We start from the raw sequence: 12,248 nt of genomic DNA on the forward strand, positions 1-12,248 counted from the left end.
GCCGGACTACTCGGCCATCGGCCGCACGACCCGCACACAGGAGGAGATCGACCGCCGCGTGGACCGGGCGAGTGCCACGCTGCTGCGACAGGTGCTGGTGCTGGGCGTGCTCACCCTGGGCAACGTGCTGGCCGAGCACTGGACGAAGCGCCAGCGCAAGGCCGGACGCCGCCGTCCCGCTACACCGCCCCGACGCTCCCGGTGACCGGCAGCACGATGCCCGTGATGTAGCTCGAGCAGGCGGGCGCCGCGAGGAACACGTAGGCCGGCGACAGCTCTTCCGGCTGGGCCGGCCGCTTCATGTCGGTCTGCTTGCCGAAGTTCTTCACCTCGTCGGCCGAGCGGTCGGCGGGGTTGAGCGGCGTCCAGACAGGGCCCGGCGCCACCGCGTTCACGCGGATGCCCTTGTCGAGCAGGTTGCTGGCCAGCGACTTGGTGAAGGCGTGGATCGCGCCCTTGGTGGTCGAATAGTCCAGCAGGTGCGCGCTGCCCTCCAGCCCGGTGACGGACCCGGTGTTGATGATCGAGCCGCCGCGCGGCAGGTGCGGCACGGCGGCGCGTGCCATCTGGAAGTAGCCGTAGATGTTGGTCTTGAAGGTGAGGTCCAGCCGCTCGTCGGTGATGTCCTCGATGTTGACGGCGTGCAGCTGGAAGGCGGCGTTGTTGACCAGGATGTCGAGCTTGCCGAAGGCCTCCAGCGTTTCCTTCACGGCGCGCCGGCAGAACTCCGGATCGCGCACGTCGCCGGGGATCAGCACGCAGTGGCGGCCCTCTTCATGAATGCACCGCCTTGTTTCCTCGGCGTCGACCTGCTCGTCCTCGAGGTAGACGATGGCCACGTCGGCGCCTTCGCGCGCATAGAGCAACGCCACCGCGCGTCCGATTCCGGAGTCGCCGCCGGTTATCAGCGCCACCATGCCGTCGAGCTTGCCGCTGCCGAGATAGCCGGAGGCCTGGAAGCGCGGCTGCAGGTCCATCTCGGCCTCGATGCCGGGCTTCTCGAGGTGCTGGGCGGGCATCGGGTTCTCGGGCTCGGGGCGGTGGCCGGCCTGCACCGCCTTCTTGCTGGGCTTGGCTTCGCCGGACTTGCGGTCCTTGGCGTCCTGTTCGCGCTGCACCTTGCGCTGCTGCTCGGCGGTTACGCTGGTGTCCGACGAGGTGTCCTGGGGGGAAGGCATGGAAAGGCTCCTGCTGGATGAAGGGAATGGGATCACCGTAGCCAGCCCCCAAGGGGCGCCATGTCGTCCGATGCCGCATCGCCCGCGCAGACTCGATGACGTCCCACAGCGGGATGCGGCCGTTGCCTATCCGGGCCCACAGGGCGACCGGCGACCTTGCGCCATCGGTTGAACTCAGCAGTTGCGCCCGACACCATGAGCACCCCTCCCCTCAGCGCCGCTCCCATCGCCCGTGTAAACCGGCAACGGTGGTGGACGCGGCTGGGGCCGGGCCTCATTACAGGCGCCGCCGATGACGATCCGAGCGGCATCGCCACCTATTCGCAAGCCGGCGCGCAGCTGGGCTACAGCGCCGGCTGGACGCTGCTCTTCACCTATCCGTTGATGGTGGGCATCCAGCTTGCGAGTGCGCGCATCGGCCGCGTCACCGGAAGGAGCCTGACCGCCAACTTCGCGCACTTCTGCCCGCGCTGGCTGGTGGCCGCGCTGGTGCTGCTGCTGCTGACTGCCAATGTCATCAACCTCGGCGCCGACCTCAATGCGATGGGAGCCGCCGCCGCGCTGGTGCTGCCGGGCCGCGCCGCCTGGTATGTGGTGGGCTTCGGGCTGGTATCGCTGCTGCTGCAGGTCTTCCTGCCCTACCGTCGCTATGTGCGCGTGCTCAAGTGGCTCACGCTCTCGCTCTTCGCCTACGTGGCGGTGGTCTTCGCGGTGGACGTGGACTGGCCCGCCGCGCTGAAGGGCACCTTCCTGCCTTCCTTCGAATGGAACAAGGCGTATGTGACCACCGTGGTGGCGATCCTGGGCACCACCATCAGTCCCTATCTCTTCTTCTGGCAGGCGACGCAGGAGGTCGAGGAGATCAAGCGCGTGCCGCGCGACCAGCCCCTGCGCCTGGCGCCCGAGCAGGCGCGACGCGAGCTGCGAAGGCTGCGCATCGACACCGCGGTGGGCATGGGCTTCTCCAACCTGGTGGCCTTCTTCATGATCGTCGCCACCGCGGCCACGCTGCACGCCAACGGCATCACCGACATCGAGACCACCGAGCAGGCCGCCGAGGCTTTGCGCCCGATCGCGGGCGAGGCAGCCTTCCTGCTGTTTGCGCTCGGCATCGTCGGCACCGGCCTGCTGGCGCTGCCGGTGCTCGCGGGCTCGGCGGCGGACGCGGTGGCCTGCTACTTCCGTGTGCGCAGGGGGCTGGATCTGTCGCTGGCCGAGGGCCGCAGCTTCTACGGCATCCTCGCTGCAGCCATGGTCCTCGGCCTGGCCATCGGGCTCTCGGGCATCAACCCGATCTCGGCGCTGTACTGGTCGGCGGTGATCAACGGCGTGATCGCGGTGCCCGTGATGGTGGCCGTGATGATCGCGGCCAGCAGCCCCAAGGTGATGGGGCAGATGGTGCTGCCGCTCAAGTGGAAGGTGCTGGGCTGGCTGGCAACCGCCGCGATGGCGGCGGCCTCGCTGGCGCTGCTCGTCGTCTCGGTCGGCTGAGCGCCGCGGCGTCAGGCCTTGAAGCGCCGGTGGTAGTGGGCGATGCGCTGCAGCGCGTAGTCCGCCGCGGCTTCGCGGATCTCGTTGCGTTCGCCGGGAAAGCGCTTGGTCTCGGTGAAGATCTGCGTGCGGCTGCCGTCGCGGAACGCCCAGGCGAAGCACTGCGTGCCGGCCGGGATGGCGGCGTCGGTGTCGTCGGCCACGCCGGTGTTCGCGATCGCCAGGTTGGCATCGCTGTGCGAGAGGGCCCCGCGCGCCATCTCCACCGCCACCGGCTCGCTGGTGAGGTTGAAGCGCTCCAGCGTCGCCTTCTTCACGCCCAGGTAGCGATGCTTGGCTTTCGGGTCGTAGACCACGAAGGCCGACTCCAGCACCTGACCCGCGCCCGGCGCCGAGGCCAGGCGCGAGGCGATCAGTCCCGCGGTGCAGGATTCGGCCGTCACCAGTACCAGCCCGTGCGCCTGCAGGTAGTGCGCTGCGGCCTTGCCTGCGCCGTTGCCGTCCGTGTTGTCCATTGGGGAATGCGCCCTCAGGACTGCTTCGCCGTGCCGGGCTCGGCCAGCTTGCGGTGCTGTTCGGCTACCCGCTCGGAAGGCGTGATGCGCGACAGCGCCACCTGGAACTTGTTCTTCCAACCCGCAATGACGTCGGCCTCGCCCTTCATCATGGCTTCGTAGCCGATCTCCGCGACCTCGGCCGGATCGGCCTTGTCGTCCTGCTGGCCCACCTTCGTGTCCAGCATGTTCGCCCGCGCGAAGAAATGCGTGTCCGTCACGCCGGGCATCAGGCAGCTGACCGTGACACCTGTGTCCTTGAGCTCGTTGCGCAGCGCGAGGGAAAAGGAGTCGATGAAAGCCTTGGTGCCGTTGTAGACGGCCTGGAAGCTGCCGGGCTGGAAGCCCGCGATCGAGCCGGTGACCAGGATGCGGCCGCGCCCGGTCTGCACCATCGCGCGCGCCGCCTGCTGCAGCAGGTAGATGGTTCCGGTGATGTTGGTGTGGATCACATGCTGGACGGCATCGAAGTCCTGCTCCAGGAAGGCGCCGCCCAGGCCGTGGCCGGCATTGGCGAAGAGCGCCTCGATCGGGCGCCCCCCGGCAGCGGCCAGCAAATCGTCGACGCCCTGCCGGGTCGCCAGGTCCGCCTGCACGGGGGTGACGTCGGCGCCAAGGGCCTGGAGCGCGGCCTCGGCCTGCACCATCGGCTCGTCGGCGCCGATCACGAGGTCATGGCCGTTGCGCGCTGCCAGCTTTGCCAGTTCGAGCCCGATGCCGGAGGAGGCGCCCGTCACGATGGCGAGCGGGCGAAGGTCGGATGCTTCCACGGGTGTCTCCTGTTCGAGGGGGGGTCCACTACGCTAGGAACCGGCGGCCGCGCGGCGTGTCCGCGCTGCACGAGCACTGCTGTAGGACAGGCTTGGCGCGCGGGCGACTGTATATTCATCCAGATTGCCGCATGACGACCGATTCCTCCTCCTCGCCGGCCGCAGGTCCGGTTCCCGGCCCCGAGCTCGCGGTTTCGGTCAAGGCCCTGTGCGCCTTCGCGGCGCGGGCCGGTGACCTGGACCTGCGCTTCGTGCCGGTGCCCAGCGCCCAGGAAGGCATGGCGGGCCATCGCCTGGTGCAGGGGCGGCGCGGCGCGGCATACGAAAGCGAGCTGGGCCTCGCGGCGCGCTTCGGCCGCCTGCAGGTGCGCGGCCGGGCCGATGGCTACGACCCGCAAGGCCGCCGGCTGGAGGAAATCAAGACCTTCCGCGGCGACTTCGAGGCCATCCGCGCGAACCACCGCGCGCTGCACTGGGCCCAGGCACGCTGCTACGCATGGATGCTGTGCGAGGCGCGCGGCCTGGAAGGCCTCGAGGTGGCGCTGGTCTACCTGGAGCTGGGCTCCGACGAAGAGCACTCGCTTGCCGAGACCATGACGCGCGAGGCCCTGCGCGTGCACTTCGAGGCGCTGTGCGGCCGCTACCTGGCCTGGGCCGAGCAGGAAGCCGTGCACCGCGCCGCGCGCGATGCCGCCATGGAGGCACTGGCCTTCCCGCACGCAGGCTTCCGGCCCGGCCAGCGAGAACTGGCGCAGGCGGTCTACCGCGCCGCCGTCGCCGAGCGCTGCCTGCTGGCGCAGGCGCCCACCGGCATCGGAAAGACCGTTGCCACCCTCTTCCCGCTGCTCAAGGCGGCAGCCCGGCAGCGCATCGACAGGTTCATCTTCCTCACGGCCAAGACCTCGGGCCGTGCGATCGCGCTGGAGGGGCTGCGGCTGCTGGGCGGCGGCGCGGGCCGCCCGCTGCGCGTGCTGGAGCTGGCGGCGCGCGAGAAGGTCTGCGAGCACCCGGACAAGAGCTGCCACGGCGACTCCTGCCCGCTGGCGCGCGGCTTCTACGACCGCCTGCCGGCGGCGCGCACCGAGGCCGTGGGCGAGGCCTGGCTGGATCGCGCCGAGCTGCGGCGCATCGCGCTGGCGCATGCGGTCTGCCCCTACTTCCTCGCGCAGGAACTGGCGCGCTGGTGCGATGCCATCGTCGGCGACTACAACTACTACTTCGACGGCAGCGCCTTCCTCTGGGCGCTGGGCCAGGAAGAAGGCTGGCGCGCGGCGCTGCTGGTGGACGAGGCGCACAACCTGCTGGACCGGGCGCGCGGCATGTACAGCGCGCGCCTCCATGCGCCGGCCCTGGCGGCGGTGCGGCGCCAGTCGCCTCCGCTCGTCAAGAAGGCGCTGGGCAAGCTGCAGCGCGAGTGGCGGCGGCAGCAGCAGACGCAAGTGGAGACCTACCGCGCCTCGGACACCGTCCCGCCCGCCCTGGCACGTGCGCTGCAGGAGACGGTCGCCGCAATGGGCGACCACTTCGCCGCGCAGCCGCAGGAGGCGCAGGGCGTGCTGCAGCAGTGCTTCTTCGACCTGGTGCAGTTTGCCCGCCTGGCCGACTCCTTCGGCGAGCACTCGGTCTTCGAGTCCACGCTGGAAGACGACGGCGGTGGCGAGGCGCTGGCGATCCGCAACCTGGTGCCCGCGCCCTTCCTGCGCGGCCGCTTCGCCAGCAGCCTCAGCAGCGCCTGCTTTTCAGGGACGCTGGCGCCCTTCTCCTTCTACCGCGACATGCTCGGCCTGCCCGACGACACAGCCACGCTGGACGTGGGCTCGCCCTTTCGCAGCGAGCAGCTGACGGTGCGCATCGCGATGGATGTCTCGACGCGCTTTCGGGACCGCGGGGGTTCGCTGCAACGCCTGGTGGGCCTCATCGCCGCGCAGTACGCGCAGCAGCCCGGCAACTACCTCGCGTTCTTCAGCAGCTTCGACTATCTTTCCAGCGCCTTCGAGGCGCTGGCCGCAAGCCACCCCGAGGTGCCGGCCTGGGCGCAGGCCCGCGGCATGCGCGAGGCCGAGCGCGAGGCGTTCCTGGCGCGTTTCGCGCCCGGTGGGCAGGGGGTTGGTTTCGCGGTGCTGGGCGGGGCCTTCGGCGAGGGCATCGACCTGCCGGGCGACCGCTTGGTCGGCGCCTTCGTCGCCAGCCTCGGCCTGCCGCAGCACAACCCGGCCAACGAGCGCATGCGCGAACGCATGCAGGCGCTCTTCGGCGAGGGCTACGCCTACACCTATGTCTACCCGGGGCTGCAGAAGGTGGTGCAGGCGGCCGGTCGAGTCATCCGCACCGAGCAGGACTCGGGCGTGCTCTACCTGCTGGACGACCGCTTCGCGCGGCAAGACATCCGCGCGCTGCTGCCCGCCTGGTGGCGGGTGCAGCCGCTGTTCATTGCTTCGCGTCGTCCTTCTTCGGCGTGATGACCTTGTCGACCGTGACTGAAACCGGGTCGCTGGCCGGGAAGGATTCCTCCACGCCGTTGTCGAGCGCTTCTTCGCTCGGCTCTTCGGCGATCGGCTTGTGCTGCTCGGGTGGCGCGTCGTGCTTCTCCGAGGTCGGGAAGGGGAAGGGTTCGGTCGATGTCGTGCCCATGAGGCCTCCTCGTGGTCGGGGAATCCAAGCTAGGGCCCTCGCCTGCACGGTGCTGTAGGAAGCCGCGCCAAGGCCCTGCCGAGAATCGTCCCGGGACCCCGCTGTGGAGGCGCGCGAATCCGCCTACGGCGCAGCGGAGCACCCGCCTGCGCCGGGCGCATTGCGCCGGCTGCAGTCTGAGAAGAGCAGGCTGACCTTCATGGCTTGCCTTCACGATCGATTGAAAGGAGATGTCAATGACCGACACCAAGACTGCGCGCCCAGGCCCTCCCGGCCCGCTGGGCGAGCACGAGGCCCGGCTCGGGGATCGCGGCGAGGCCTCGGGCCGCAACATCGAACAGAACCGTGCGGTGGGCCAGGACGACCCGCAGCACGGCAGTCGCATGGGGCGCCGGCTGTATGACGGGACCGGCCAGCCCGGCACTCCCGACATCGGCACTGACGCGGCGCAGCTCGAGGAAGCGGAGCGCATGGCGCGCGACAGCAAGCGCTGAGTGATCCCAACGACGCTTCGCAGCGGCACGTGGTGCGACGGAGGGCGCTGACGCGCAGTGCATCGGCGTTCCTACCTGCGTGCCTGCGCGGCGGCGCAGCATGCGGGGATCAACGCATCTTCAAGGAGAGCCCATGCCCAGAGGTGACAAATCGTCCTATACGGACAAGCAGAAGCGTCAAGCCGAGCACATCGAGGAAGGCTACGAGAAGCGCGGCGTTGGCGAGAAGGAAGCCGAACGTCGCGCGTGGGCCACCGTGAACGCGGAGACCGGCGGCGGCAAGAAGAGCGGCTCTGGCCGTGGCAAGGCCGAGAATCACGCGCCCTCGCGCAAGGGTGGCCACAAGGGCGGCGCCGCTTCCGCCGGTCGCACCGCCGCGCAGCGCTCGGCATCGGCCAAGAAGGCCGCCGCCACGCGCAAGCGCAACGCTGCGGCCCATTGATCGACGGGGCAGCGCTCAGGGCAAGGGCTGCGCCCCGGCACGCTTGAGCAGCTCCGCCAGCTGGAGCTCGATGGCGAACAGGCGCTCGTTGAGCACCGCAGTCTGCAGCCGCACCGCTTCGATGATCGCGCGCGTCGCCGGGTCGGGCGCGTTGTTCGAGAGTTCCTGCAGCTCGTGCAGCTTTCTGCGCAGTTCGTTGCTCATCGTGGTGGCTCCATTAGGGATCGATGGATGCGATCGTAGGGGCACGAGACGTGCCGCGCCAAGCAATGAATGAGTGCGCCGCAATCCTGGCGGATGCTTCCGGGGCCTTAGGCCGGCCTTTGCGCCAGCGGCCGCGGCAAATCCGCCTCAGCCCGGCGGCAAGCCCTTCAGGTACAGAAAGAGCGCGCGAACGTCGGTGTCGTTCATTTGCCCCAGCGACTCGAAAGGCATGACCTTGATGGGGGTGCCATCGGGCCGCTTGCCGGTCTTGAACATGCGCACGAAGGCGTCGGCATCGGCATAGCGGGTCATCGTGTTGTCTTCGCCGGGCACGAGCCGGGCCGCAGCCGGCCAGTCGGGCGGCGCACCGGGGATCTTGCCGCCGGTGAGCTTGGCGCCATGGCAGCCCAGGCACATGTTGGCGACGTACGCGCCATGCGCCACGCTCACGCCGTCGGGCACGGGCTGCGCAGGCGGCAGCGCATGGTCGATCTTGGCGGCGGCATCCTGCATGAGGCCGAAGCCGTAGAAGACGCGCACGGGCAGCGGCAGGTCGACCACGGCAGCGCCGCCCTTCGTGGGTGCGAGCTGGCGGATGTAGGCCACCAGCGATGCCAGGTCATCGTCGGTGAAGCGGTTGTAGTCCTCGCTGGGCATGACCATCAAAGGCCGGCCGCCACGGGCGACGCCGTGGCGGATGGCTCGCACCCAGTCCTCGGGCGCATAGCTGGCCACCACGCTGTCGGGGCCGGGGCTGATGTTGGGGCCGGCGATGCGCATGCCCTTGCCGTCATCGAGGAACATGCGGCCGTTGCCTTGCGCGCCGTGGCAGTCGACGCAACCGCGCGAGGCGAAGAGATAACGGCCGCGCTCGACGGCAGCCGCATCCTTGCGGTAGGGCACGGGCTTGACCGCGATGTCGAGCTTGCGCTGCATCTTGTGGCGCGCAAGCTGGTCGCCTGCAAAGAGCGCGGCGGCAGCGACCGCGATCAGCACGACCAGCACCAGCGCGCCGCGCTTGAGCCAACGCCCGGCCGCGGTGGTCATGCCCGCTCCTTCACGCGGCGCGGCGCGCCGGAAACCTTGCGGGCGATCAGATGGCCGAGGCGCAGACCGGAGAACATGGCAAACTCGCTTTCTGGACGGACAGGTTAAAAATGGTTTGTGTGTCTAAAAATGGATGATGCTTTGAATTTCCAGATACCGTCAATACCACTTTTGCCAGATGTCCTGGCCGAAAGCGTATGGCGCCCGCAGCCCGGGCTCGCCAAGCGGGAGCGCACGCGGGTGCAGCTGGTGCAGGCGGCGATCCAGGTGTTCACGGCGCGCGGCTTCGCAGGCGCGACCATGCAGGAGCTCGCGGCCGCCGCCGGCATGACCACCGGCACGGTCTACAACCACTTCAAGACCAAGGAAGAGGTGGCGCGCGCGGTGGCCCTGCTCCTGGCCGACACGCTGTGCCGCCGCATCGGCGAAAGCCAGCAAGGCATTGCCGAGGGCGCGCAGCGCATGGCGATCGGCAACCAGCGCTACATCTGGCTGGCCGAGCAGAGTCCGCAATGGGCGCTGATGACGCTGGAGGTGGCGGCCGCCGCGCCCGAGCTGCTGCTGAAGATCCGCGACTATGTACTCGGCGACCTGCGCCTGGGGGTGAAGCAGAAGGCCTTCCGCATCCCGAGCGAGGCGGCGGCGATGGATCTGATCAACGGCACCATCACGCAGGCCATGCGCAGCGTGGCTTTCGGGCTGGCGCCGCCGAACCATGGGCGTGAGGTGGCGACCTGCGTGCTGCGGGGGCTGGGAATGGAGGCTGCGGCGGCCAAGGAGGTGGCGCACCGGCCGCTGCCGCCTTTTCCTCCCATCGATGCGGCGCCCGTCGCCGGTACGAAGACGCAGGCAAGGACGAAGCGCGCCTAGGGCGAGCAGAAAGGCAGGGGTGCGGGCGCCTGGAGGAGCGCGCTGCTACCCGAGCGCATACCGTGCCGCGCGCACGATGCTCGCCGCGTCGACACCGAAGAAGCGCCGCAGCGCTGCACGCGTATCGCTGCGCCCGAAGCCGTCGGTGCCCAGCGTGAGATAGCGCCGGTCCGCGGGCACGAAGGCGCGGATGCCTTCGGGCACGGCACGCACGTAGTCCGTAGCGGCGATGACCGGCCCGCTGCCGCCGGCGAGCTGCTGCGCGATGAAGGGCTGGCCCGGCTCGGCGTCGCCCGCCAGCGCGCGCGCCTCGCAGGCCTGTCCGTCGCGCGCCAGCTCGCTCCAGCTGGTGACGCTGAACACCTCGGCATCGATGCCTTCCCCGGCCAGCTGCTGCGCAGCCTTGAGCACCTCCGTCAGGATCGCGCCCGAGCCCAGCAGCGTGACCTTCCGGCCCTCTCCCGTGGAGGCGCGGAAGCGATAGCACCCGCGCAGCACATCGGCTTGCACGCCAGGCGGCAGGTCGGGCTGGGCGTAGTTCTCGTTCATCAGCGTGACGTAGTAGAAGACGTCCTTCTGCTCGACCATCATCTCGCGGATGCCGGCGTCGACGATCACCGCCATCTCGCCCGCGAAGGCCGGGTCGTAGGCCTTGCAGTTGGGGATGGTGGCGGCGATCAGGTGGCTGGTGCCGTCCTGGTGCTGCAGGCCCTCGCCGCCCAGCGTGGTGCGCCCCGAGGTGGCGCCCAGCAGGAAGCCGCGCGGGCGCTGGTCGGCGGCGGCCCAGATCTGGTCGCCCACGCGCTGGAAGCCGAACATCGAGTAGTAGATGTAGAAGGGCAGCATCGCCAGCCCGTGCACGCTGTAGCTGGTGGCGGCGGCCGTCCAGCTCGCGATGGCACCGGCCTCGCTGATGCCCTCCTCGAGGATCTGGCCGTCGGTCGCCTCGCGGTACGAGAGCACCGAGCCGATGTCCTCCGGCGCATAGCGCTGCCCCACGCTCGAATAGATGCCGACCTGCTTGAAGAGGTTGGCCATGCCGAAGGTGCGCGCCTCGTCGGCCACGATGGGCACGATGCGCGGCCCGAGCGCCGTGTCCTTCATCAGGTTGCCCAGCACGCGCACGAAGGCCATGGTGGTGCTCATCTCCTTGCCGGCGGCGGCCACCGCGAACTGCGCGTAGGCCGCGAGGTCGGGCTTGGCGACCGGGTCGCACGCGGTCTCGCGCCTCGGCATGCTGCCGCCGAGCGCGGCGCGCCTGTCCTTCAGGTAGCGCATCTCGGGGCTGTCCTCGGCCGGCTTGTAGAAGGCAGCCTGCGCGGCCTGCTCGTCGGTGAGCGGCAAGCTGAAGCGGTTGCGGAATTCGATGAGGTCGCTCTCGCCCAGCTTCTTCTGCGAATGCGTGGTCATCTTGCCCTGGCCCGCGCTGCCCATGCCGTAGCCCTTCTTGGTGTGGGCCAGGATCACGGTGGGCTGGCCGCGGTGCGCAGCGGCGGCGGCGTAGGCGGCGTGGATCTTCACCAGGTCGTGGCCGCCGCGCTTGAGGCGGTCGATCTGCTCGTCGGTGAGGCCCTCGACCAGGCGGGCGAGCTGCTCGTTCTGGCCGAAGAAGGTGTCGCGGTTGTAGCGGCCGTCCTTGGCGGCGAAGGTCTGCATCTGGCCGTCGACCGTATTGGCGAAGGCGCGCACCAGCGCACCGCCGGTGTCGCGCGCGAACAGGCCGTCCCAGTCGCTGCCCCAGACCAGCTTGATCACGTTCCAGCCGGCGCCGGCGAAGAGTTTCTCCAGCTCGTCGATGATGCGGCCGTTGCCGCGCACCGGGCCGTCGAGGCGCTGCAGGTTGCAGTTGACCACCCACACGAGGTTGTCGAGCTTCTCGCGCGCGGCCAGCGTGAGAGCGCTCATCGATTCGGGCTCGTCCATCTCGCCGTCGCCGAACACGCCCCAGACCTTGCGGCCTTCGCAGTCCAGGAGATGGCGATGCGTGAGATAGCGCATGAAGCGCGCGTGGTAGATCGAACTGATGGGCCCGATGCCCATCGAGCCGGTGGGGAACTGCCAGAAGTCCGGCATGAGGTAAGGGTGCGGGTAGCTGCTGAGGCCGCGCGCGCCGCTGCCGCCTGCGAAAGCCGGCGCGCTCAGTTCCTGGCGGTAGTGCTGGAGGTCCTCCTCGGTGAGCCGGCCCTCGAGGTAGGCGCGCGCATAGACGCCCGGCGCGCTGTGCGGCTGGAAGAACACGAGGTCGCCGCGATGCTCATCCTGCCCCCCACGCTCCCTCACTTCATGTGGGTCGGCCCTTGGCGGCTCGGCTCTCGCATGGAAGAAGTGGTTGAAGCCGGTCTCGAACAGGTCGGCCGCGCTGGCATAGCTCGCGATATGGCCGCCCAGCTCGCCATAGGCCTGGTTGGCGCGCACCACCATCGCGAGCGCGTTCCAGCGCATCAGCGAGGCCAGCCGTTCCTCGATCGCGAGGTCGCCCGGGAACGCCGGCTGCTGCTCGACCGCGATGGTGTTGACATAAGGCGTGGCCAGCTCGGGCTGCCAGCCGATGCGGCGGGGGGGGGGGG

At 69.6% G+C, this 12,248-nt stretch carries 13 protein-coding genes; 6 read left to right on the plus strand and 7 right to left on the minus strand.

Going from position 1 to position 12,248, the window contains the following annotated elements; all coding sequences use genetic code 11:
• Positions 1-205, plus strand: a 205-nt coding sequence (locus APY03_RS42835) for a hypothetical protein (protein ID WP_198161334.1), incomplete at its 5' end; no start/stop codon positions are given.
• Here the strand turns inward: APY03_RS42835 and APY03_RS31015 are convergent.
• Positions 180-1,178 (minus strand): SDR family oxidoreductase, encoded by a 999-nt coding sequence (locus tag APY03_RS31015; protein ID WP_068683182.1) that lies wholly within the window; start codon positions 1,176-1,178, stop codon positions 180-182. The genes APY03_RS42835 and APY03_RS31015 overlap by 26 nt on opposite strands.
• Before the next feature lie 195 nt (positions 1,179-1,373).
• Between APY03_RS31015 and APY03_RS31020 the strand changes: the two genes are divergently transcribed.
• Positions 1,374-2,669, plus strand: a complete 1,296-nt coding sequence (locus APY03_RS31020) for an Nramp family divalent metal transporter (protein ID WP_068683183.1) — start codon at positions 1,374-1,376, stop codon at positions 2,667-2,669.
• Between the two features lie 11 nt (positions 2,670-2,680).
• Here the strand turns inward: APY03_RS31020 and APY03_RS31025 are convergent, their stop codons facing one another.
• The gene (locus APY03_RS31025) at positions 2,681-3,184 is read right to left on the minus strand and encodes a CinA family protein (RefSeq protein WP_068683188.1); all 504 of its coding nucleotides are present in this window, start codon (positions 3,182-3,184) and stop codon (positions 2,681-2,683) included.
• 14 nt (positions 3,185-3,198) lie between these two features.
• Complete coding sequence (locus APY03_RS31030) at positions 3,199-3,993, minus strand: SDR family NAD(P)-dependent oxidoreductase (RefSeq protein ID WP_068683189.1); 795 nt, start codon at positions 3,991-3,993, stop codon at positions 3,199-3,201.
• A gap of 131 nt (positions 3,994-4,124) precedes the next feature.
• On the opposite strand from APY03_RS31030, the gene APY03_RS31035 reads away from it, so the two are divergent.
• Positions 4,125-6,452, plus strand: coding sequence for a helicase C-terminal domain-containing protein (locus APY03_RS31035; protein ID WP_068683191.1), 2,328 nt, complete (start codon positions 4,125-4,127; stop codon positions 6,450-6,452).
• Here the strand turns inward: APY03_RS31035 and APY03_RS31040 are convergent.
• Positions 6,421-6,624 carry a hypothetical protein gene (locus APY03_RS31040; protein WP_068683193.1) on the minus strand — a complete coding sequence of 68 codons (204 nt, stop codon included), beginning with the start codon at positions 6,622-6,624 and terminating at the stop codon, positions 6,421-6,423. The two genes, APY03_RS31035 and APY03_RS31040, sit on opposite strands and share 32 nt — an antisense overlap.
• Before the next feature lie 236 nt (positions 6,625-6,860).
• On the opposite strand from APY03_RS31040, the gene APY03_RS31045 reads away from it, so the two are divergent.
• Both APY03_RS31045 and APY03_RS31050 read left to right on the plus strand, forming a co-directional pair.
• The gene (locus APY03_RS31045; RefSeq protein ID WP_068683195.1) at positions 6,861-7,118 is read left to right on the plus strand and encodes a hypothetical protein; all 258 of its coding nucleotides are present in this window, start codon (positions 6,861-6,863) and stop codon (positions 7,116-7,118) included.
• A gap of 133 nt (positions 7,119-7,251) precedes the next feature.
• Positions 7,252-7,560, plus strand: coding sequence for a plasmid stabilization protein (locus APY03_RS31050; protein WP_068683197.1), 309 nt, complete (start codon positions 7,252-7,254; stop codon positions 7,558-7,560).
• Positions 7,561-7,575: 15 nt separating this feature from the next.
• On the opposite strand, the gene APY03_RS31055 is transcribed toward APY03_RS31050, so the two are convergent.
• Together APY03_RS31055 and APY03_RS31060 are read right to left on the minus strand one after the other, a co-directional pair.
• The gene (locus tag APY03_RS31055) at positions 7,576-7,764 is read right to left on the minus strand and encodes a hypothetical protein (RefSeq protein WP_068683199.1); all 189 of its coding nucleotides are present in this window, start codon (positions 7,762-7,764) and stop codon (positions 7,576-7,578) included.
• Positions 7,765-7,911: 147 nt separating this feature from the next.
• Positions 7,912-8,811 carry a c-type cytochrome gene (locus APY03_RS31060; RefSeq protein ID WP_068683201.1) on the minus strand — a complete coding sequence of 300 codons (900 nt, stop codon included), beginning with the start codon at positions 8,809-8,811 and terminating at the stop codon, positions 7,912-7,914.
• A gap of 171 nt (positions 8,812-8,982) precedes the next feature.
• Between APY03_RS31060 and APY03_RS31065 the strand changes: the two genes are divergently transcribed.
• Complete coding sequence (locus APY03_RS31065) at positions 8,983-9,681, plus strand: TetR/AcrR family transcriptional regulator (RefSeq protein ID WP_068683203.1); 699 nt, start codon at positions 8,983-8,985, stop codon at positions 9,679-9,681.
• Between the two features lie 45 nt (positions 9,682-9,726).
• Here APY03_RS31065 and aceE read toward each other — a convergent pair.
• A partial coding sequence (gene aceE / locus APY03_RS31070) for a pyruvate dehydrogenase (acetyl-transferring), homodimeric type (protein ID WP_232324481.1) occupies positions 9,727-12,248 on the minus strand: 2,522 nt, incomplete at its 5' end.

The sequence above is a fragment of the Variovorax sp. WDL1 genome, assembly GCF_001541225.1.
Taxonomy (GTDB): domain Bacteria; phylum Pseudomonadota; class Gammaproteobacteria; order Burkholderiales; family Burkholderiaceae_C; genus Variovorax.